This is a genomic window from Amycolatopsis thailandensis (genome assembly GCF_002234405.1).
GTDB classification, from domain to species: Bacteria; Actinomycetota; Actinomycetes; order Mycobacteriales; family Pseudonocardiaceae; genus Amycolatopsis; species Amycolatopsis thailandensis.
In genome coordinates this window covers 22,584-43,229 of the sequence record NZ_NMQT01000088.1, presented here as the reverse complement: position 1 = coordinate 43,229, position 20,646 = coordinate 22,584, and the positions used below count along the sequence as shown (strand labels likewise).

The window sequence follows — 20,646 nt, the reverse complement described above, 5'->3', positions numbered from 1 at the left end:
TCGGGGCGTGGTTAGCGCATCGTCCCCGAAGAGTCGTCCAGGCCTGCTCGATGGGCTCGATCCCGAGCAACGCGCCGCCTGCTGCGCGCCGAGGGGGCCGGTCTGCGTCCTTGCTGGAGCGGGGACCGGTAAGACGCGGACGATCACACATCGCATCGCTCATCTGGTCCGTTCCGGGCACGTCGCCGCTGGTCAGGTCCTCGCGGTCACCTTCACGACCCGTGCGGCAGGTGAGATGCGCGCGCGCCTTCGAGGCCTTGGTGTCGACGCCGCCCAGGCACTCACCTTCCACGCCGCCGCCCGCCGCCAGCTTCGGTACTTCTGGCCCCAGGTCGTCGGGGACCGGCCCTGGGAGCTGCTCGAGAACAAGTTCCGTTACGTCAGCCAAGCCGCCAACAAAGCCGGGCTCGGCACGGAGACGGAGCTCCTGCGCGACCTCGCCAGTGAGATCGAGTGGAGCAAGGCCTCTTTGGTATCGCCGGACGACTACCCGGCCGTCGCCGCGCGCACGCAGCGGGACACGCCAGCGCCCGCGTCGCAGGTCGCGGAGGTCTACCGCAACTACGAGAAGGTGAAGACCGCCGCGCAGGTCCTCGATTTCGACGACCTGCTCCTGCACACCACCGCCGTCCTCGAGGAGCACACGGTGGTGGCCCAGGAGTTCCGCGAGCGCTATCGCTGCTTCGTCGTCGACGAGTATCAGGACGTCACGCCGTTGCAGCAACGGCTGCTCGACGCGTGGCTGGGCGGCCGCGACGACTTGACCGTCGTCGGCGATGCCAACCAGACCATCTATTCGTTCGGCGGCGCCTCTCCCCGACCGCTGCTGGAGTTCACTCGGAGGTTCCCCGAGGCGACGGTCGTGAGGCTCGAGCGGGACTACCGCTCGACCCCGGAGGTCGTGGCACTCGCCAATCAGGTGATCGGTGCCGCACGTGGCCGCCCAGCCGGGGCGAGGTTGAAGCTCGTCGGCCAGCGTCCGTCGGGGCCAGTCCCGCGCTTCGCCGAATACGACGACGAGACCGCGGAGGCCGCCGCAGTCGCGCGCAGGATCCGTGACCTGCTCGACGGCGGGGTGGCGGCCAGCGAGATCGCGGTGCTCTATCGCGTCAACGCCCAGTCGGAAGCCTATGAGCAGGCACTGGCGGAGGTGGGCATCCCGTACCTTGTCCGCGGCGGCGAGCGGTTCTTCGCCAGGACCGAGGTCCGGCAGGCGATGTCCGCGTTGCGGATGGCGTCGACCGACGCCGACACCGGCGAGCTGGTGACCCGGGTTCGCTCCGTGCTCGCGAAGGTGGGCCTCACCGACCAGCCGCCGGCCGGCGGTGCGGCGAAGGAGCGATGGGACGCGCTTCTTTCGATCGTCGAACTGGCCGAGGAGCTGGCATCCACCGTCGAAGACGCGGACCTGCCCCGATTCGTGGCGGAGCTCGAACAGCGGGCGAACGCGCAGCACCCGCCGACGGTCGAGGGCATCACTCTGGCCTCGCTGCACGCGGCGAAGGGGCTCGAATGGGACGCGGTGTTCCTCGTCGGGCTCGCCGAGGGGACCATGCCGATCCTCCACGCCGACGGTGACGACGCCGCCATCGAAGAAGAGCGCCGCCTCTTCTATGTCGGCGTCACGCGAGCACGAGAGCATCTCTCGCTGTCGTGGGCCTTGGCCAGGACGTCGGGGAATCGCCGCAATCGGCGACGCAGCCGGTTCCTCTACGGCCTGATCCCCGAAGACCACCCGGCGGCGAGGGTCGCTCGAGCGCAGCAGCCGAAGCAGTCGGGCAACAAGGCACGGTGCCGGGTGTGCGGCGGGCCGCTGCTGGAGACCCTGGACATCAAGCTGGGACGCTGCTCCCGTTGCCCGTCCAATGTGGATGAGCAGCTGCTCGAAAAGTTGAAGTCCTGGCGTGGGGAACGTTCACGCGAGCTCAAGGTGCCGGCCTTCGTCGTCTTCACGGACGCGACCCTGGTCGCCATCGCCGAGCAGCGGCCGACCGATGACACTGCGTTATGCGCCATCTCCGGGATCGGCGCGACGAAGCTCGAACGCTTCGGGGCGGAGGTTCTCGATGTCGTGCGGGCCTCGGTGGAGTCTTGACCGCGTTCCGGGCTTGATCCACGCGGCGAACCCGCTGCTCAGAGCCGATCTTCGCAACTTCGACGGATTTTCTGGAAAATAAGTTGCCCCGGTGAGCCCAGGAGCAATAACCTGCAAGTACCCGGGCGGGAGCGCCCGGACTGGGGAAGAACATCTACACAACACAGCGTAGGCCGCAGGGCGGTTCGCGCGCGACAGAGAAAGGCGGTGCCGGTGAAATGACGAACAAAATGATGCTCACGAACCCTGGCACCCGTCTGTCCTGCGTCGCGGAAGTCCCGCAGGCTCAGCGCCAGGGCACCTTCATGCCCGTGAGCATCCTCGCCGCCCGCGGCACCCAGCGGTTCGACCTGAGCTGGATCGCCGCCGACGAGACCTTCACGCACGCTGCCGCCTTGGGTGGGGCGTACGTGAAGGGCGGCGTCGATCTGCCGGTCATCAAGCAGTTCCGTGTTCCGTTGTCCATACGGGAGCGAAGTTCCTGACCTAGTCAGGACTAGAGGCTCACGAAGGCCGCGGAACCGGTTACCGGATCCGCGGCCTTCGTGTTTTTTGCTGCACAAACAAGTTGGCTGCACAACCTAATTGGGGTCAGCGTTGTCCAGTTCCACCGTCAGTACGAAATCCGTCACGGGACAGAGGAGTGCACTTATGTCATCGGCCATAGCTTTCGCGCCGGGGGAGGCCCTGCCCTTCGCCGACGCCGGCGTCGTCGACCTGCTCGACGCCATCGACTCGCCTGAGTCGATGCTTCCCTGCCGTTCGGGCGACGCGGACCTTTGGTTCGCCGAGTCACCGGCAGAGCTCGAGCGTGCGAAGGCGTTCTGCGCGGACTGCCCGGTCCGTTCCGCCTGCCTCGCGGGTGCCCTTTCGCGGCGTGAGCCGTGGGGCGTCTGGGGTGGCGAAATCTTCGAGCGTGGCGTTGTCGTCGCGCGGAAGCGGCCCCGTGGCCGCCCCCGGAAGAACCCGGTCGTCGAGCCCGTCGCCGAGGCGCGTCCCGTCGCGCGCAAGGTCGAGCGGAGCGCCGCGGCATGACCGTCGAACTCATCACCACCAGGGATTACGAGGCGCGGACGGGTTACCGGACTCTCGCGCCGACCAAATCGAACGAGATCAAGGTCGAGGAGACCAGCGAAATGTTGCTTTATGAAGAACTGTCCAGGGCCCGAATACGAGACCTCGAGGAGGGAGTCCGCGCACAGCGGGCTCGAAGCGGCCCACGCGCCGCACGCAGGTGGACCAAGGTCGCCCGCTGGGCGACCCGGCGAGCCGAGCGCCTTCAGGCCTGACCACTCGGGGGAGCGGGGGACCTTTGCTATCGCCGTGCGGCAGCAAAGGTCCCCCGCTCCCTTTTTGGGGCGTGGCGCGGCTCGGCTTGGTGTTCACTGGGGGAATGGCCGTACACACGCATGACGACATCGACTGGGCTGACAGGCTTCGATCGCTTCGCATGGCCGAAGCACTCGACGCCGGGCCGATGCGGATGGCCGCTCGCCGACTGCTGGAAGGCATGCCGGACAGGCCGACCATCCTCGACGTCGGCTGCGGTGCGGGCGGGATGAGCGTGCTGGTCGCCGAGGAGCTCACCTCCGCCGGCGCCAAGATCGTGCTGGTCGACGCGACCGAGCCCCTGCTGGCCGAAGCGCACCGGGTGGTTGCCGCGGCCGCGGGGGACAACGTCACCGTCGAGACGATCCACGCCGACGTGGCCGACGACGGGTTGTCTGCCAAGCTGCCTCCTGCTGATCTGGTCTGGGCTTCGCGCGTGGTCCATCATCTGCCCGATCAACAGTCGGCAGTCGACACTCTCGCCCGGCTCGCCCGCCCCGGCGGGCTGGTCGCCATCTCCGAGGGCGGCCTGGACTTCAACTGTCTCCCCTGGGACCTCGGCATCGGGCGACCAGGGCTGGAGGAGCGCCTGCTCGCCGCGCGAGGCGAGTGGTTCGCCGAGATGCGGGCGGGCATCCCCGGCTCCGTCTCGATGCCCTATGGCTGGAACATCGCGCTCCAGCGAGCAGGGCTGATCGACGTCGATTCCTTCGGCGTCCTCATCCACCACCCGGCGCCCGGACCGGACCTGCTGCGCGAGTTCGTCATCGAGCGGGTGACCTGGCTGACCGAGGTGGCGGGCGAACTCCTGAACAGCGACGACCACGAGACCGCGGCCGCCTTGCTGGATTCGGCGAGCCCGGACTTCCTCGGAGCACGCCAGGATCTGTTCTTGCAAGGGGCCAAGACGATCCATTGTGGACGGCGATCGTGAGCGACCGGGTCGGCTGCTCGTTGTGCGGCCGGATCCGCGGCGCGGACGAAGAGCCCGCGCAGACGCTCGCCTGGGTGTCCACCCGTGAGAAGAACGCCGTGCGCTGGATGTGTCCTGCCTGCGCTCGCCGCCACACCCGCGACATCGAGGGAAAGCTGCCCGACGAGTACTGGTGAGCTCGTCAGGCGGCGTCGATCCGGCCGATGGTGCGGACTTTCGGCCGCGGTGTACGCGCCGCTTCGGCGAAAGCCCTGACGAGTTCGGCCGCGACTTCCTGCGGAACCTTCTTCAACTGGTCGATGGTGCAGCGGACCAGCACCGTGCCGGTCGCGGTCAGCGCCAGTGGGTGGAAATCCGCGGCGCCTCGTTTCGGCGCACGGAACTGCCAGGCCAGGCCGATGTCGTCCCACCAGGCGTCGGCAGAGCCGATGGGACGTCCCCGCCGGTCGCAGATCGTCGTGTTCCATGACGGCGCGGGCAGCGGGCAGCCGCTGAGAGCCTTCTTCGCCAGCCCATGCGCGTAGGTCTCTTCGGGATCGACGCGCCGCAGAGCCGCGCGGACCGCGGCTGAGCCTCGCCGGTTACCGGAGTCGAGCTCTTCCTTGAGCTCGTCGAGCGTGCACAGCCCCCAGTACAGCGGTAGTGAGATCAGCTCGTCGATCCGCGCGGGATCGAGCTCCAACCTGGCGAGATCGAGCGCCGCCCTGGCCGGAGGCGCGAACGGGACGCCGTCGATCAAGGTCGGCGGTGGCATCCGCGTGGTTCTTCGCGGCAGCATGCCGGGCTCCGCCGGGACGCGCCGATAATCGGGGACGAGGAGATGGACCTCCCGTGTCACCGCGCAGTCGACGCCTCGTGCGCGAAGCGCGTCTGCGCCCGTCACCACCACGTCGGGCCCGAATCGTGCGACGGCGGCCTGCAACAGCTGAAGCCGGGTGGGCGCGGAGTCGCGCAGCAGGATCACACCCGGCATCAGCCTTCGCCAAGGACCGCCCGGGCCACAGAGCTTCGCGGCGTAACGGGCGGTGACGCCCGCCTTGCGCAGCTCGCGGCTGGTGACGATCCCGGATTCGCTGGTGTTACTGAGCGCCATCAGTCGGGCGCTTCGTGTAGTGGTCATGAATCGAGGATGGCCGTTGGGCCGACCGGGTGGAACCGCTTTGGCGAGGTTGTGGACAACTCGCCCGAACGCCCCCGGTTTCGGCTCAACCGCATCGTTCCCTGTGGATAACTTCTCAGGCCGCGAAGCCCGGCTGCCACCGTTCGACGATCGCGCGGGCGGGGATCTCCGCGTCGAGCTGGCAGAGGATGCCCGTCGATCCGGCGGTCACCCGGTGGATCATCAGGTACTCGGGCGGCAGGTTGAGGGACCGGCCGATCCGGAAATCCCGGCCTCGGGTGTCGCCGACCCGGCCCGCCTGCCGCTGCATCCAGCGGCGGGTGAAGTGGAACGTGTCGCCCGCCAGCGGTTCGGTGAACGGCGCCAGGTACGCGAGCACGTCGTCGGCCCGCAGGTCCGCGTCGGCCCGGATGAAACCGGACTCCCTGAGCAGCCGCATGAGCTTCGAGGATTCGCCGTCGAGCGCCAGCCTGGTCATCTCGCCGAGGTGTTGCGGAATCCCCTCGGGTAGCCGGGACACCCCGCCGAAGTCGATCACGCACAGCCTGCCGTCGGCGGTCAGCATGAAGTTGCCGGGATGCGGGTCCGAATGCAGGAGCCGGGCGCGTTCCGGCGACGAGTAGTGGAACTCGGTGAGCAGGCGGCCGGCGCGGTCCCGTGCCTCCTTGTCGCCACCGGCGATGATCTTCGACAGCGGAGTGCCGGTGACCCACTCCGTGACGACGACCTTCGGCGCGCTGGCGACCACGCGGGGGATCAGGAACCCGGGGACGCCCTCGAACGCCTTCACGAAATCGCGCTGGTTCTGGGCTTCCGCCTGGTAGTCGAGCTCTTCGTTCATCCGCTCGGCGAGTTCGGCCAGGAGAGGTTTCACCTCGGTTCCCGGCACGAAGGCCTGAAACAACCTGCTGAAGCGCTGGAGCTGACGAAGGTCGCTCCGCAACGCGTCGTCGGCTCCGGGGTATTGCACCTTGACGGCGACTTCGCGGCCGTCGTGCCAGGTCGCGCGGTGGACCTGGCCGATGCTCGCTGACGCGGCCGGTTCGTCGTCGAAATCCGCGAACCGCTGCTTCCAGGTGCGTCCCAGCTGCTCGGCGAGGACCCGGTGGGTCTGCCTGGTGGGCATGGGCGGTGCCGCGGCCTGGAGCTTCGTCAGAGCCTCGCGATAGGGCTTCGCCATCTCGTCGGGCACCGCGGCTTCGAAAACGCTCAGCGCCTGGCCGAACTTCATCGCGCCGCCCTTGAGCGTGCCGAGCACCTCGAAGAGCTGCTCCGCGGCTTTGGCGGACAGCGTCGCGTTGACCTCTTCGGCGCTCTGCCCGGTCAGTCGCCTGCCCCAGCCGCCGACCGCCCGGCCCGCTATGCCGAGAGGAATGCTGGCCAGCTTGGCCGTTCGCGCGGCCCCGTTGCGGGGGATGGCGGATTCTCGGTCCTCGGCGTTGCGGGAGTCGGTCACCCTCGCGATTCTGCCTTGATTCACTCCGCTTTCGCAGCCTGTTGAGGGCGTGCGTGTGGGCTACATCGCTTGCCGTATCACCGTGCGCCGCATCCACATCCGCTGTGCGGCGGCCAGTCGCGGTGACGGATCGCGCCGTCGAAGAAGTCGATCTCCAGAGTGGCGTTCCACGCGGGCGGCGCCTGGTCGCTGGGTGAGAGCAGCCGGAGTGCCTGCGCCGCGGCCAGCGCGGCGCAGGCTTGCACGGCGCCCAGATCCGGCCGTTGGACGCGTCCCGCGAGCTGGCTCGCCACTCTCGGCCAGGACTCGTCGTGGCCGGCGCGGTGCAGGTCGGCACAGCGCAGACAGCTGCTGCGGCCGGGCACCACCAGCGGCCCGACGATGCCGACCCCGTCGCGGACACGCACCGGCAGATGGTTGATTCCGTCCCGGACGAGCTCCTCGACCACTTCGGGAGCAGGCACCACGGTGTCGGTGAGCAGCACGAGCTCCGGTCTGCGGTCCGAGTAGAGCCTGGTGGTCGACGTGTCCGCCCCGGCGCGATGCACCGCCTGCGCCATCGCCTCCCGGCGGGGCATGCCGACTTCGGCCTCGGTGTAGCCCGAGCCCAGATCGCTTTCGAGCACCGTGCCCGAGGCCCGGATGTCGATGTGCCCGACCCCGCCGTTGGCGAGCAGGACGGCGATGGCCACGGCCAGCCTGCCGTCACCGTGGATCGCCACCGCTGTGCGTCTGCGCCGCGCGGTCATGGCCGCGTGGTGGTGGCGTGCGCGGAGCGACCAGAGTCCTGTTTCCGGTTTCGACACGGGGTGCTGCTCAGGCTGGCCCGCATCGGTCACGAGTCCGCGGGCCGCCAGGTCCGTCATCAGGTCCCGTAGCTGTTCGTCGTGTTCGCTCTGCGCGAGCACGATGTCGTCGGCGGCCTTTGTCCCGTCCAGCCCTCGGAGGGCTTCGGCCACTTCGGTGGCGACTCCGGCGACCACCACGGCGTGCGCGGGGTCGAGGCCGATCTGGATCTCGCCGTCTCCGCGTTCCAGCACATCCAGGCCGGGAAGCAGGACCGGGAAGGCGGGCAGGATGATCGATCTCAGGTCCGGTTCGCGCAGGTTCATGATCGCAGGATCGCACCGGCGCGCCGACCGGATGCCCAGAAGAACGCGAGTTATCCACAGGTTGACCCCGTTGTGGACAACTTGAGGCTGTGACCTTTCGGCCCTCGGAGTTGTCGGTGACTGGCCTTACCGTGGTCGAGTGGTCGAAGCACGGACGCCCTCATTGAGGAGCCGGGACACGACGAATCCGTCGGACACTCCCGAACACAAGGTCGAGGTACGGCGTAGCCAACGCCGTCACCGGACCGTCACCGCGTACTGGGACGAGGACACCCTCGTCGTGCTGATCCCTGCCCGGATGACCCGGGCCGAGGAAAAGCACTGGGTAGCCGAGATGCAGCGCAAGCTGCTGCGCAAAGGGCCGCGGCAGGCCGCGCCGCCGAAGGCCTCGGACGAGGCGCTCCTGGCGCGCTGCGCCGTGCTCTCGGCGAAGTATCTGGACGGAAAGGCGATACCCGCGAGCGTTCGCTGGGTGCCGCCGATGAGGACGAGGTGGGCGTCCTGCACACCGGTCGACGCGACGATCAGGGTCAGTGATCGTCTGCGCCGGGTGCCGGCCTGGGTGCTGGACTACGTCCTCGTGCACGAACTCGCGCATTTGAAAGAGCCAGGGCACAACGCGGCGTTCTGGGAGCTCGTGCGCCGCTATCCCAAGACCGAGCGCGCCATCGGCTACCTGGAGGGCCTGTCCTCCGCCGCCGGTTGGGGCATCGCGGCGGAGGACTGACGTGCCTCAGCTCTTGTCTTCGTCGTCCTTGGGCTTGTTCTTCTCGCGCTCGGTGCGTTCGATCTCGGCGATCGGGTCGATGCCTTCGAGGGTCGACTCGCCGTCGCCGAGACGTTCGGCGAAGTCGAGCGGCTCGTCGAGGTCGGCGGCGGTCGGCATCAGGTCGGGGTGGGACCAGAGGCCGTCCCGCTTCTCGATGCCGTGCTGGTCGCCGACCAGCTTCCACAGCGCGGAAGCCGCCCGCATCCGCCTCGGCCTGAGCTCGAGTCCGACCAAGGTGGCGAAGGTCTGCTCCGCCGGGCCACCCGTGGCCCGGCGGCGGCGCAGCGTCTCCCGGAGCGCGTCCGCGCCCGGCAGGCGGTCGCCGATGGCCTCGGCGACCACGACGTCGACCCAGCCTTCGACCAGCGCGAGCAGGGTCTCCAGCCGGTTCAGCGCCGCCTTCTGTTCGGGCGAGGTCTGCGGCTCGAGCAGGCCCGAAGACATGGCCTCTTCGATGCTGGCCGGGTTCGACGGGTCGATCTGTCCCGCGAGCTGCTCCAGCGCCGAGGTGTCGACGGAGATACCGCTCGCGAACTCCTCGACGGTGGCGAGCAGTCGCTGCCGCAGCCAGGGAACGTGCGCGAACAGCCGCTGGTGGGCGGCCTCGCGCGCGGCGATGAAGACCAGCACCTCGCTGGTCGGCAGCTCCAGGCCCTCGGTGAACTTCTCGATGTTCGCCGGCAGCAGCGCGGAGGTGGCCGCGGGACCGAGCGGCAGGCCCACCTCGGTGGAGGTGAGCACTTCGGAAGCCAACTGAGCCAGGGCGGTGCCGAGCTGGGAGCCGAAGGCCATCCCACCCATCTGTCCCATCATCGACAGCAAAGGGCCGGCGGCCTGCTTGGCCTCCTCGGGCAGGGCCTGGACCCAAGCTCCCGAGACCTGCTGGGCGACGGGGTCGCAGAGGCGCTGCCAAGTGGGCAGGGTCTTCTCGACCCAAGTACGCGCGGACCACGCGACGGTCGTCGTGGCCCCGGCGGGCAGGATGGTCGCGGCGTCGAGCCACAGCTCGGCGAGGTGGGCGGCGTCACGGACGGCTGTGTTCGAGTCGCCGCCGCTGGATGACGAAAAGCCGAGCTTGACGTCGCCGCTGTCGCTGCTGCTGAGGTTCTGCAACGCGATCTGTTTCGCCAGGTCGTAGTTGACCGGCCCGGTCGAGCTGCCGGCCTGGCTGAGCATCTGGCCCAGCTGGCTGAGCATCTGACCGAGCTGATTGAAGGCCTCGGCGCCGGAGGGCTGGCCGCCGGAATCCGACGGCTCGTTCTCGCCTCGTTTGTCGGGATCGGGCGGTCCGAAGCCGAACGGGGGTTTGCTCATGGCACCACCGTACGCGGGTCCTGGGACGCAGAGCTCGTCAAGTGGAGTGATGAGCGTGGCCTTCACCGAGAAGCGAACACCGTCACCGTACGCTGTCACGCGTGACAGAGCCCTCGGAGCAGACCACAGCAACGCGGCCCCGCGCGGGCTCCGCGAGTGACCAGGACCGCTCCGAGCGGCGGCTGACCCGGCGCGGCTGGACGCTGCTGGTCAGCGGTGCGCTGTTCGTCGCCTTCGCGCTGGTCGGGTTCTTCATCCCGGTGCCGTATGTGGCGATCAGCCCCGGCCCGACCTACGACACGCTCGGCAAGGACGCCGCCGGACAGTCGGTGATCCAGGTCAACGGGCACGAGGTCTTCCAGACCTCCGGCGAGCTGCGGATGACGACGGTCTCCCTGCGGGATGGCGGCATCACGCTTTTCAACGCGCTCGGGCTCTGGGCGAGCGGCCGGTACGCGCTGGCGCCGCGCGAGGAGTACTTCAAGCCGGGCGAGACCAATGAGCAGGTCCGCCAGGAGAACATCCAGCAGCTACAGGACTCGCAGACCGCCGCTCAGGTCGCCGCGCTGCGCCGCAAGTTCCCGGTGAAGGTGCTCGCGAAGACGATCGTCTCCGGCAGCCCGGCGGACAAGGTGCTCGCCCCGGGTGACCGGCTTCTGGTGGTCAACGGGCAGACGGTCAAGGAAGCGACCGATGTGCGGGCCGCGCTGAACGGGACGAAGCCCGGACAGACCGTCCAGATCACGTTCAAGTCCGACGGACAGGCCGAACGCACTGTGCCGCTCACGCTCGCGCAGCGGCCCGATGGCCCGGAAGGTTTCATGGGCCTGACCGCGGTGGATCGCGCCGATGTCCCCTTCGACGTGAAAATCTCGCTGCAGGACGTCGGCGGTCCGTCGGCGGGCTTGATGTTCGCGCTCGCGATCGTCGACAAGATGGAGCCCGACGACCTCGCCGGCGGCAGGCACATCGCCGGAACGGGTGAGATCTCCGAGAAGGGTGTCGTCGGCGCGATCGGCGGAATCTCGTTCAAGGTGGTCGGCGCCCGCGAGGCCGGCGCCACCGACTTCCTCGTGCCCGCGCACAACTGCGCCGAGGCGAAGACCGCCGCGCCCGACGGCCTGAACCTGATCAAGGTGTCCACACTGGACGAGGCGATCACGCAGCTCGAGAACCTCAAGGCGGGCAGGCCCACCGCCTCCTGCTGACCGCCGCGGGAGCAAGGGACCTTTGCTATCGCTCCGCAGGTCCGACTGAAGAGAGAGCAAGGGACCTTTGCTATCGCCGGGTGCGTCCTGGGGCACGCGATAGCAAAGGTCCCTTGCTCTCTCTTTGCAGGTCAGGGCAGCAGGGTTGCCTTCAGGGCTTCCAGCAGGTTCGGGGCCAGCTCCGGGTTCTCGATGATCTCGTCGACGGGGACGTCACCGGGTTCTTCGGGCTTTCCGGCACCGCGAAGCCGCATGACGCACGCTCCGGCACCATCCCGCAGCACGGCGGCCACGAGCCGCGCTTCGGTCCGGCGCGGGTGGTCGGCGGCCGCTTGACGCAGGCGTTCGGCATCGGTCTCGGGCACGACCGGAAGCTCGGCTTCGGCATCCGGCGGCAGCACGATGATCTCCTGCGCGAGCGCGCAGCCCAGCACCAGATCGGGCCACGCGATCTGCGCGAGCGCCTCACCCAGATCCCCATCCGGCAGCGACTCCTGGGCGACCGGGGTCAACGGGGCCGAGGCGTCGAGTTGTCCGGCCAATTCGGGCTGCTCGTCCAGCAGCGCCGCGGTCGGGACCAGCGCGAACAACTGCGGCGGCTGATCCCATCCTCCGGAGGCGACGAACTCCTCGACTTCGCGGGCCAGGCCGGCCACGCCCTGCTGCTCACTCGGTGCCATTGGCACATCGTTCCAGGCGGTCGGGACCGCGGCCTTCCGAGTCCGGTTTGGGCGGGTTCCGGGAACTTCCGACGGCATCCGTAGAGTTAGAGCATCAGGGGCCGCACGCGGTACGCGCGCCCCCGCGAAAAGTTCACCAAACCAGGAGCGTGTGCAGTGGCCACTCGGCCCCCCGTGAGCCTGCCGAAGCTGTCCCGGCGCAGCCGGATACTGCTCATCATCGCCGCCGTAGTCATCCTGGCCCTGCTGCTGGGCGCGAGACTGCTGGACACCTACGTCGACTGGTTGTGGTTCGGCGAGGTCGGCGCCCGCACGGTGTTCAGCACGGTGCTGATCACCCGCGTGATCTTGTTCTTCGCCGTAGGGCTCTTGGTAGGGGGCTCGCTCGCGGTCAGTCTGATGATCGCGTACCGGTCCAGGCCCGTCTTCGTGCCGGTTTCCGGCAACGACGACCCGCTCGCGCGCTATCGGTCCGCGATCGTCGGCCGGATCCGCCTGTTCGGCATCGGCATCCCGGTGCTCACCGGGCTCATCGCCGGCGCTTCCGCGCAGAGCGACTGGCAGGTGGTGCAGCTGTTCCTGAACGGCACGTCGTTCGGGCAGACCGATCCCGAATTCGGCAACGACGTCGGCTTCTACGCCTTCGACCTGCCGTTCTACAACTGGCTCCTGGGCTGGCTGTTCATTTCGGTCGTCATCGCGTTCTTCGGCGCGCTGATCTCCCACTACGTCTTCGGCGGCATCCGGCTCGCGGGCAAGGGCGGCCAGCTCGCCGGCCCGACCCGCGCGCAGCTCGCCATCACCATCGGCATCTTCGTGCTGCTGAAGGCGGTCGAGTACTTCTTCGACCGCTACAACCTGCTGCTCTCCGACCGGGGAGCGCCGCTGTTCGTCGGTGCGACCTACACCGACCTGAACGCGGTTCTGCCCGCGAAGCTGATCCTGCTGTGCATCTCGGTGATCTGTGCCGTCGCGTTCTTCGCCGGTGCCTTCCTGCGCAACCTGCAGCTGCCCGCGATCGCGTTGGTGCTGCTGATCCTGTCGAACGTGCTCGTCGGCGTCGCGTGGCCCGCGGTGCTCGACCAGTTCTCCGTGAAGCCCAACGCCAACGAGAAGGAATCGGCGTCGATCCAGCGCAACATGGACGCGACACGTCAGGCGTTCGGTCTGACCAATGTCGAGTACAAGGACTACACCGGCAAGTCCGAGGCGACCTCCGCGGAGATCAAGGCGGACAAGGGGACCGTCCCGAACATCCGGCTCCTCGACCCGAACATCCTCAGCGACACCTTCACCCAGCGCGTCGGCCGTGAGAACTTCTACGGCTTCCCGTCCAAGCTGGACATCGACCGCTACACCCTCAACGGTGTCACGCAGGACTACATCGTCGCGGCCAAGGAGATCAAGACCGAGGGCCTCACCGGCAACCAGACGAACTGGATCAACAAGCACCTCGTCTACACGCACGGAAACGGCTTCGTCGCCGCGCCGGCCAACACGATCGACCGCGCGCTGAAGGACGCCAACTCCGACGGCGGCTACCCGATCGCCACCACCAGCGACACCCAGAACCCGTCGGGAGCCGGGTCGTCCGACCCGAACAAGCCGGGTATCAAGGTGGATGAGCCCCGTATCTACTACGGCGAGCTCGCGACCGACGCCGCGTACGCGATCGTCGGCGGCACGGCAGGACAGGCGCCCGGCGAGTACGACACCGCTGTCGACCGCGGATACATCTACAAGGGCTCCGGCGGTGTGCCGATCGACAACTGGTTCAACCGGCTCGTCTTCGCCGCTGAATACGGCGAGCGGAACATCCTCTTCTCCGACGCCATCGGCGACGGATCCAAGATCATGTTCAACCGCGAGCCGCGGGACCGCGTCGCGAAGGCCGCCCCGTGGCTGACCCTCGACGGCGACCCGTACCCGGCGGTCGTCAACGGCAAGATCATCTGGATCGTCGACGGCTACACGACGATGAACAACTTCCCGTACGCCCAGCAGACCCAGCTCGGCCAGGCGACCAACGACTCGCTCAGCGGCACCACCCGCCAGGCGAACTCCTCGCTCAACTACATCCGCAACTCGGTCAAGGCCACCGTCGACGCGTTCGACGGCACCGTGACCCTGTACGGGGTCGAGGACAACGAGCCGGTGCTCAACGCCTGGAAGAAGGTCTTCCCGGGCCTGGTCAAGCCGAGCAGCGAGATCTCCCCGGACCTGCGGTCGCACTTCCGCTACCCGGAGGATCTCTTCAAGGTGCAGCGGGAACTCCTGTCGAAGTACCACGTGAACAACCCCGCCGAGTTCTACGCCCAGCAGGCCTTCTGGAGCGTCCCGCAGGACCCGACGCAGGAAGGCGGTGTGAACGCGTCCGCCTCCGGCATCGCCAACCAGCCCGGCTACTACGTCCTGGCCACCGCGCCGGGTGACACCAAGTCGCGGTTCCAGCTCACCAGTTCACTGACCGGTCTCCAACGGCAGTACCTGGCGGCATGGATGTCGGTGTCTTCGGATCCCGAAGACTATGGACGAATGCGGGTCCTGAGACTGCCCACGGGAGCGAGTGGCGCGACCCAGGTGGACGGACCCGTCCAGGTCCAGAACAGATTCCAAAGTGACCCCCGGGTCGCGCAGGACCGGACGCTCTTCAACAACCCGAACGTCACGGTCACCTACGGAAACCTGATCACCCTGCCCGTCGCCAACGGCTTCCTCTACGTGGAACCGGTCTACATCCGGCAACGGAACCAGCTGAGTTATCCGCAGCTGGCCCGAGTCCTGGTCTCCTACGGCACCAAGATCGGCTTCGCGCCGACGCTGAACGAAGCACTCGACCAGGTCTTCGGCGCGGGCACCGGATCCGGGGTCACGCCGCCCCAGAGCGGCGGCACCCCAGGACCGACGACACCGCCGCCGGGCCCGACGACGCCGCCACCCGCCAGCGGCAACCCGGCGCTCGAGAAGGCCGCGGGCGACATGCACGACGCCTGGACCAAGTACAAGGCTGCCCAGCAGTCGGGCAACTACGCGGACCAGGGCGCCGCTCTCTCCGCACTCGACGCCGCGTACCGGGCATACGAGGCAGCCAAGGCCAGCCCGCCGGCGACCAGTGCACCGCCCACCAGCAAGCCCGGAGGGTGACGTCGCTTACCTAAAGGCCCCCTGCTTTGCGCCTGCTCGAAACGCAGGCGTAAAGTAGGGGACACAACGCGGGGTGGAGCAGCTCGGTAGCTCGCTGGGCTCATAACCCAGAGGTCGCAGGTTCAAATCCTGTCCCCGCTACAGAGGTAGGAGGCCCGTGTCTGCGGATTGCGCAGACCGGGCCTCCTTCGTTTTGTCCCCGGGGGTCGAACCCCCGGACCCCCGCCAGGGAGGGCTCCGCCCCCCTGGACCCCCCGAAGCGTTCGGTAGCGCGGGTGCCTAGGCTACGGGAGTGAGCAAGGGACCTTTGGTATCGCGCCGAGGTGGCGGCGGTAGCGGGGGACCTTTGGTGTCGCCGGGGGAGCGGGGGACCTTTGCTATCGCGTCGGGGTGGGGGCGACCCAGCAGGCGTAGCCGTCGGGGCGGTAGAGGACGGCGTCCGTGGAGGGCCAGGGCAGGGTCGTGACGAGCTGGGTCGTCAGGCGTGGCGAGCGAGCTTGGGCCCGGGCGGCGTCGACGTGGGACAGGCTGGTCGTCAGGAGCACGAACTCGCCGTTGTGAAAGAGCGTGCTGGGGCGAAGAGGCCCGGCTTCGGTCGCGATGTCCTGATCGGCCAGTCGCGAGCCGAGCGCCGGATGCGACGTCCCGTAGGTCGTGTAGCGGATCCCGAGACCGGAGACCATGCCCGACAGATGCCGGTTCACCTCGGGCAGCTCGACCAGGTCGGCGAAAAAGTCGCGAAGCGCGCGAGCCTCGTGAGACCGCGGAGTCAGGCCCAGCTGAGCCGCGACGTTGTGCAGTACTTGAGCGCCGACAGGATGCCGTTCGGCCTCGTAGGTGTCCAGCAGGTCGTCACCGGCCCAGCCGTGCACGGTCGCGGCGAGCTTCCAGCCCAGATTCATGGCGTCCTGCACGCCCAGGTTCAACCCCTGGCCGCCCGCCGGGAAATGGATGTGCGCCGCATCGCCCGCCAGCAGGACCCGTCCGACGCGGTAGTGCTCCGCCTGCCGCGCGGCGTCCGAGAACTGTGACGCCCAACGGATTTCCGACACCGTCGCTGTCTCACCGTACGAGTCGAGCAGGGCCCGCCGGACTTCATCATGCGAGACGGCGGACCGGATGTCCTGGGGCCGCGAGCCCCTGTCGCCGTAGACGAAGCGGTAGAGACCCGGTTCTCCCAACGGAATCAGGCCTTTGAACGTGGTCGCGCCGGTCGGCTCGCCGACGTTCCGCATCGTTCGCCACTGTTTCTGCGCACCGTCAGGAATTTTGTCGAACAGGACGTCCGCGACCACGCCGTAGCCTTCACCGTCCACACCGGGAAAGTCCACGTTCAGTCCTTTGCGTACAACACTTCGAGAACCGTCGCAGCCGACGAGGAACTTCGCGCGCAGCCGGGTTTCGCCACCGTCTGTTCGGTACCGGACAGAGACAGAGTCTTTGTCCTGAACGAAATCGATTACTTCGGCTCCGCGCACCACCTTCGTTCCTTGTGCGGCAAGCCGTTCTTCCAGGTACTCCTCGACCTGTGCCTGCGGAATCCCCAACTGGAAGGGAAAACGGGTGTCCCAGCAGTGATAGTCGACCGGGATCATCGCGAAGTGTCCGTCCTGCACCGTCGTGAACGAACGCTCTTCGGCACCGTCCAGAAGTCCGCGCAGCTCCAGCATTTCCGCGGTCCGCGGTTGCAGGTTCAGCGCTTTCGACAGTCCGGTGCGCTCGGGAAGCCGTTCCAGTACCACGACGTCGACACCGGCGAGCGCGAGTTCGTGGGCCAGCATCAGCCCGGTCGGCCCCGCTCCGGCCACGACCACGTCCGTCCCCAGGTTGTTCATACCACTCCTTAACAACGTTAAATTGACCTGCGCCCAGCGTGCCCTTAACATCGTTAAATTGTCAAGGTGTCACCGCTGGAAAGAAGGTGGAAAGTGGGTCTGACCAGGCAGGACATCGTCCGTGCCGGGCTGCGGCTGCTCAACGACGTCGGGCTCAACGGGCTGACGCTCCGCCTGATCGCGCAGGAGCTCGGCGTCAAAGCGCCGGCGTTGTACTGGCATGTGAAGAACAAACAAGAGCTGCTCGACGAGATGGCGACACGGATGTACGCCGACGCGATGCCGGGCCGGGTGCCGGAAGGCCTGGGGGAGCGGGAAACCCTCGAGGTGGCGTCACGGAGTATGCGCCGGATGATGCTCGCTTACCGTGACGGGGCAAAGGTCTTCTCCGGGACCTTCATGACGGACGACAGCCTGCTCGGTGACAATCCGCTTCAAGGGCGTGTCGACGCGGGGCTCGAACCGTACCTGGCTGGACGAGCGTTGTTCACCGTTTACAGCTACGTCGTCGGCTTCACGATCGAAGAACAGGCCGTTTATCCGGTTCCGGGCGAACGAGACCCGCGCTACGACGTCACGCCCACCGCATGGGTCTTCGACGAGGACGTCGAGGGCAGATTCGGCGACGGGCTGACCATGGTGCTCGACGGCGTCTTCGCCTGGCTTGATGACAAAGTTGCGCCATAAAGGCAGGTCAAAGGCCCTTCGGGAAGTTAAGGGCACCCCCCTGAAACCTGGTTTCGCCCCCGTGTAATCTATTAACACAACGACGCGGGGTGGAGCAGCTCGGTAGCTCGCTGGGCTCATAACCCAGAGGTCGCAGGTTCAAATCCTGTCCCCGCTACAGAGAAAACGAAGCGCGGATCTGCGGAAATCGCAGATCCGCGCTTCTTCTTTTCCCGGTTCTGCGGCGTGCGCCCTCCGGGGCGATCACCCGCTGTCGTTGGTCGGAGCGGGGGACGGGTGCCGCTGTCCGTGGCGAAAGCCGGTCGCGCAGCGTGTTCGGTCCTTTGTGGACAGGCGTAGTCCGTTGGGCCGAATGAGCGCATATCACTAGCCACAATGGACAGATGTGCTGACCACAGTGGACACAGGTTCCGAAAAGTGGGACCGTAGAGGATGTGTCCGAATTGAATGCAACAGCCGCCGCACTGCTCGGTCTTCTCCACGACGGTCCCGCCACGGGCGGGCAACTGGTCGCGGGGGCGGGTGAGCGTTTCGGCGCCTTCTTCAGCGTGACCCGCAGCCAGGTGTACCGCGAGCTCCCCGCCTTGTCGAAGGAGGGCCTCGTCCGCCTCGGCAAGCAGGGCCCGCGGTCGAGCCAGCAGTACCTCATCACCGCGGCGGGCAAGAAGGCGTTCAAGACGTGGCTGTCCTCCGAAGCCGGTCCTGACCACCTCCGCAGCCCGCTGATCCTGCGTCTCGTGCACGCGGGCTCGCTGACGGTGAAGCAGCGCTCGACCCTGCTCGAGTCGGCGCGCGCCAGCTACACCCAGCAGCTCGACGAGGCCAAGGCCGCCACCAAGGGGGCCGACGGTCCCTACGCCAAGGCGGTCGCCGAGTTCGCACAGGCGCAGGCGAAAGCGGCACTGAAACTGCTGGATTCCATCCCCCAGTCCTGACCCGGACAGGTGCCCACGACCGGTTCCCCGCAACCGGTCGTGGGTTTTGCCGTAACCTTGGCCGACGTGAGTGATGAGTTCGATGCGGCACTGAAGGACCTGGCCGGCAAGCTGACGCAGATCGAGTCGGTGATGGACCTGGATGCGCTGCGTGCCCAGGTGGCCGAGCTGGAGGAACAGGCGTCCAGCCCGAACCTCTGGGACGACCCCGAAGCGGCGCAGAAGGTCACCAGCCAGTTGTCCCACCGGCAGAGTGAGCTGCGACGCATTTCCGAGCTGCGGCAGCGGCTCGACGACCTGGGTGTCCTCTATGAGCTGGCCGAGGCCGAGGGCGACTCCGCCAGCGTGGCCGAGTCCGAGTCGGAGCTCACGGCCCTCACCAAGGACATCGACGGCCTCGAGGTCCGCACCCTGCTCTCGGGTGAGTACGACCCGCGGAACGCCGTGGTCACCATCCGGTCCGAAGCGGGCGGCGTCGACGCGGCCGACTGGGCCGAGATGCTGCTCCGGATGTACCTGCGGTGGGCCGAGCGGCACAACTACCCGACGGACGTCTACGACATCTCCTACGCGGAAGAGGCGGGCATCAAGTCCGCCACCTTCAAGGTGAGCGCTCCCTACGTCTACGGCACGCTCTCGGTCGAGCAGGGCACGCACCGGCTGGTGCGCATCTCGCCGTTCGACAACCAGAGCCGTCGTCAGACCTCCTTCGCGCACGTCGAGGTGATGCCCGAGGTCGAGGAGGTCGACCACGTCGACATCCCCGAAAAGGACATCCGCGTCGACGTGTACCGCTCGTCCGGCCCCGGCGGCCAGAGCGTCAACACGACGGACTCGGCGGTGCGGATCACGCACATCCCGACCGGCGTGGTCGTTTCGTGTCAGAACGAAAAGTCGCAGCTGCAGAACAAGGCGGCCGCGATGAAGGTCCTCCAGGCGCGGCTGCTGCAGCGGAAGAAGGAGGAGGAGCGCGCCGAGATGGACGCGCTCAAGGACGGCGGCTCCAGCTGGGGCAACCAGATGCGCTCCTACGTGCTGCACCCGTACCAGATGGTCAAGGACCTGCGGACCGAGTTCGAGGTCGGCAACCCGTCGTCCGTGCTCGACGGCGAGATCGACGGTTTCCTGGAGGCGGGCATCCGCTGGCGCAAGCAGTCCGGAGCCGCGTAACAACCCTGCGTGAGAGAGCAAGGGACCTTTACTGTCACTTTCCGGAAGAGAGTGACAGCAAAGGTCCCTTGCTCGCTTGGCCGCCGGGACCGGGCTACCCGGGCTTAACGACGGGCATGGGTAGTATGCCGAACCGTGATCCGGCTCGAAGAGGTTTCCAAGGTCTACAAGACCTCGACCCGTCCCGCCCTCGAAAGGGTGTCGGTCGAGATCGACAAAGGTGAGTTCGTCTTCCTGATCGGTCCCTCGGGATCCGGGAAGTCGACCTTCCTGCGTCTCCTGCTGCGCGAAGAGGTGCCGAGCAAGGGTCGCGTCATGGTCTCCAACTTCGACGTCGCCAAGCTCGCCCGTCGCCGGGTGCCGCGCCTGCGGCAGACCATCGGCTGCGTCTTCCAGGACTTCCGCCTGCTGTCGAACAAGACCGTCGCCGAGAACGTCGCCTTCGCGCTCGAAGTCATCGGCAAGCCGCGCCCCACGATCCGCAAGGTCGTCCCCGAGGTCCTCGAACTCGTCGGGCTCGACGGCAAGGCCGACCGCCTCCCCAACGAACTCTCCGGTGGTGAGCAGCAGCGTGTCGCGATCGCCCGCGCGTTCGTGAACCGCCCGCTCGTGCTGCTCGCCGACGAACCGACCGGGAACCTGGACCCCGACACCAGCCAGGACATCATGTTGCTGCTGGAGCGGATCAACCGCACCGGCACCACGGTGCTCATGGCCACCCACGACCATTCGATCGTGGACTCGATGCGGCGAAGGGTCGTCGAGCTTCAGCTCGGCAAGGTCATCCGTGACGACGCCCGAGGCGTCTACGGCATCGGCCGCTGACCGGCCCCGCCCTCCTCCGTTACCCACGACTTC

Annotated in this window: 19 protein-coding genes and 2 tRNA genes; 15 read left to right on the top strand and 6 right to left on the bottom strand. The window is 67.6% G+C overall.

What is annotated here, in order from left to right; all coding sequences use genetic code 11:
- Positions 1–7: 7 nt before the first annotated feature.
- The 6 genes from CFP71_RS24025 to CFP71_RS24000 all read left to right on the top strand — a co-directional run bounded on the left by CFP71_RS24025 (position 8) and on the right by CFP71_RS24000 (position 4,534).
- Positions 8–2,095, top strand: coding sequence for an ATP-dependent DNA helicase UvrD2 (locus tag CFP71_RS24025; RefSeq protein WP_093936200.1), 2,088 nt, complete (start codon positions 8–10; stop codon positions 2,093–2,095).
- A 218-nt stretch (positions 2,096–2,313) separates the two neighbouring features.
- Positions 2,314–2,580: a hypothetical protein gene (locus CFP71_RS24020; protein ID WP_093936199.1), complete on the top strand. Its 267-nt coding sequence runs from the start codon at positions 2,314–2,316 to the stop codon at positions 2,578–2,580.
- A gap of 166 nt (positions 2,581–2,746) precedes the next feature.
- Positions 2,747–3,130 carry a WhiB family transcriptional regulator gene (locus CFP71_RS24015; RefSeq protein WP_093936198.1) on the top strand — a complete coding sequence of 128 codons (384 nt, stop codon included), beginning with the start codon at positions 2,747–2,749 and terminating at the stop codon, positions 3,128–3,130.
- Positions 3,127–3,384 carry a hypothetical protein gene (locus CFP71_RS24010; RefSeq protein WP_093936197.1) on the top strand — a complete coding sequence of 86 codons (258 nt, stop codon included), beginning with the start codon at positions 3,127–3,129 and terminating at the stop codon, positions 3,382–3,384. Before CFP71_RS24015 ends, CFP71_RS24010 begins: the two co-directional genes overlap by 4 nt.
- 104 nt (positions 3,385–3,488) lie before the next feature.
- Entirely contained in the window at positions 3,489–4,358 is an 870-nt protein-coding gene (locus tag CFP71_RS24005) for a class I SAM-dependent methyltransferase (protein ID WP_093936196.1), read from the top strand.
- A complete protein-coding gene (locus CFP71_RS24000) occupies positions 4,355–4,534 on the top strand; it encodes a hypothetical protein (RefSeq protein ID WP_093936195.1) in 180 nt (59 codons plus the stop codon). Before CFP71_RS24005 ends, CFP71_RS24000 begins: the two co-directional genes overlap by 4 nt.
- A gap of 5 nt (positions 4,535–4,539) precedes the next feature.
- On the opposite strand, the gene CFP71_RS23995 is transcribed toward CFP71_RS24000, so the two are convergent.
- The 3 genes from CFP71_RS23995 to CFP71_RS23985 all read right to left on the bottom strand — a co-directional run bounded on the left by CFP71_RS23995 (position 4,540) and on the right by CFP71_RS23985 (position 8,046).
- On the bottom strand, positions 4,540–5,451 hold the full coding sequence (locus tag CFP71_RS23995) for a hypothetical protein (protein WP_093936194.1): 912 nt from the start codon (positions 5,449–5,451) through the stop codon (positions 4,540–4,542).
- A gap of 142 nt (positions 5,452–5,593) precedes the next feature.
- Entirely contained in the window at positions 5,594–6,934 is a 1,341-nt protein-coding gene (locus CFP71_RS23990) for an ABC1 kinase family protein (protein WP_093936193.1), read from the bottom strand.
- A gap of 77 nt (positions 6,935–7,011) precedes the next feature.
- Entirely contained in the window at positions 7,012–8,046 is a 1,035-nt protein-coding gene (locus CFP71_RS23985; RefSeq protein WP_093936192.1) for a TOMM precursor leader peptide-binding protein, read from the bottom strand.
- Positions 8,047–8,209: 163 nt separating this feature from the next.
- On the opposite strand from CFP71_RS23985, the gene CFP71_RS23980 reads away from it, so the two are divergent.
- Positions 8,210–8,773 carry a M48 metallopeptidase family protein gene (locus CFP71_RS23980; protein WP_005167498.1) on the top strand — a complete coding sequence of 188 codons (564 nt, stop codon included), beginning with the start codon at positions 8,210–8,212 and terminating at the stop codon, positions 8,771–8,773.
- Positions 8,774–8,779: 6 nt separating this feature from the next.
- Here the strand turns inward: CFP71_RS23980 and CFP71_RS23975 are convergent, their stop codons facing one another.
- Positions 8,780–10,129, bottom strand: coding sequence for a zinc-dependent metalloprotease (locus CFP71_RS23975; protein WP_167406250.1), 1,350 nt, complete (start codon positions 10,127–10,129; stop codon positions 8,780–8,782).
- Between the two features lie 203 nt (positions 10,130–10,332).
- Between CFP71_RS23975 and CFP71_RS23970 the strand changes: the two genes are divergently transcribed.
- Positions 10,333–11,337, top strand: a complete 1,005-nt coding sequence (locus CFP71_RS23970; RefSeq protein WP_208636025.1) for a YlbL family protein — start codon at positions 10,333–10,335, stop codon at positions 11,335–11,337.
- Positions 11,338–11,468: 131 nt separating this feature from the next.
- Here CFP71_RS23970 and CFP71_RS23965 read toward each other — a convergent pair whose 3' ends face one another.
- On the bottom strand, positions 11,469–12,017 hold the full coding sequence (locus tag CFP71_RS23965; RefSeq protein ID WP_093936190.1) for a PPA1309 family protein: 549 nt from the start codon (positions 12,015–12,017) through the stop codon (positions 11,469–11,471).
- Between the two features lie 156 nt (positions 12,018–12,173).
- Here CFP71_RS23965 and CFP71_RS23960 point away from each other — a divergent pair, with 156 nt between their 5' ends.
- A complete protein-coding gene (locus CFP71_RS23960; protein WP_093936189.1) occupies positions 12,174–15,161 on the top strand; it encodes a UPF0182 family protein in 2,988 nt (995 codons plus the stop codon).
- Positions 15,162–15,228: 67 nt separating this feature from the next.
- Positions 15,229–15,302: transfer RNA gene (locus CFP71_RS23955), tRNA-Met, on the top strand.
- A gap of 236 nt (positions 15,303–15,538) precedes the next feature.
- Here the strand turns inward: CFP71_RS23955 and CFP71_RS23950 are convergent.
- Positions 15,539–16,996 carry an FAD-dependent monooxygenase gene (locus tag CFP71_RS23950; protein WP_093936188.1) on the bottom strand — a complete coding sequence of 486 codons (1,458 nt, stop codon included), beginning with the start codon at positions 16,994–16,996 and terminating at the stop codon, positions 15,539–15,541.
- A gap of 93 nt (positions 16,997–17,089) precedes the next feature.
- Between CFP71_RS23950 and CFP71_RS23945 the strand changes: the two genes are divergently transcribed.
- The 5 genes from CFP71_RS23945 to ftsE all read left to right on the top strand — a co-directional run bounded on the left by CFP71_RS23945 (position 17,090) and on the right by ftsE (position 20,613).
- A complete protein-coding gene (locus CFP71_RS23945; RefSeq protein ID WP_093936187.1) occupies positions 17,090–17,683 on the top strand; it encodes a TetR/AcrR family transcriptional regulator C-terminal domain-containing protein in 594 nt (197 codons plus the stop codon).
- Positions 17,684–17,766: 83 nt separating this feature from the next.
- A tRNA-Met gene (locus CFP71_RS23940) sits at positions 17,767–17,840 on the top strand.
- A 277-nt stretch (positions 17,841–18,117) separates the two neighbouring features.
- Positions 18,118–18,618, top strand: a complete 501-nt coding sequence (locus CFP71_RS23935; protein WP_020633847.1) for a PadR family transcriptional regulator — start codon at positions 18,118–18,120, stop codon at positions 18,616–18,618.
- 66 nt (positions 18,619–18,684) lie between these two features.
- Complete coding sequence (prfB, locus tag CFP71_RS23930) at positions 18,685–19,788, top strand: peptide chain release factor 2 (protein ID WP_037345950.1); 1,104 nt, start codon at positions 18,685–18,687, stop codon at positions 19,786–19,788.
- A gap of 135 nt (positions 19,789–19,923) precedes the next feature.
- A complete protein-coding gene (gene ftsE, locus CFP71_RS23925; protein ID WP_005168409.1) occupies positions 19,924–20,613 on the top strand; it encodes a cell division ATP-binding protein FtsE in 690 nt (229 codons plus the stop codon).
- Positions 20,614–20,646 lie beyond the last annotated feature (33 nt).

What these genes read in the sequence shown, in the direction of transcription:
- CFP71_RS23950 (WP_093936188.1), bottom strand. Translation starts at nt 16,996, where the DNA reads ATGAACAACCTGGGGACGGACGTGGTCGTGGCCGGAGCGGGGCCGACC.
- CFP71_RS23965 (WP_093936190.1), bottom strand. Translation starts at nt 12,017, where the DNA reads ATGGCACCGAGTGAGCAGCAGGGCGTGGCCGGCCTGGCCCGCGAAGTC.
- CFP71_RS24020 (WP_093936199.1), top strand. Translation starts at nt 2,314, where the DNA reads ATGACGAACAAAATGATGCTCACGAACCCTGGCACCCGTCTGTCCTGC.
- CFP71_RS24015 (WP_093936198.1), top strand. Translation starts at nt 2,747, where the DNA reads ATGTCATCGGCCATAGCTTTCGCGCCGGGGGAGGCCCTGCCCTTCGCC.
- CFP71_RS23985 (WP_093936192.1), bottom strand. Translation starts at nt 8,046, where the DNA reads ATGAACCTGCGCGAACCGGACCTGAGATCGATCATCCTGCCCGCCTTC.
- CFP71_RS24005 (WP_093936196.1), top strand. Translation starts at nt 3,489, where the DNA reads ATGGCCGTACACACGCATGACGACATCGACTGGGCTGACAGGCTTCGA.
- CFP71_RS24010 (WP_093936197.1), top strand. Translation starts at nt 3,127, where the DNA reads ATGACCGTCGAACTCATCACCACCAGGGATTACGAGGCGCGGACGGGT.
- CFP71_RS23975 (WP_167406250.1), bottom strand. Translation starts at nt 10,129, where the DNA reads ATGAGCAAACCCCCGTTCGGCTTCGGACCGCCCGATCCCGACAAACGA.
- CFP71_RS23995 (WP_093936194.1), bottom strand. Translation starts at nt 5,451, where the DNA reads ATGGCGCTCAGTAACACCAGCGAATCCGGGATCGTCACCAGCCGCGAG.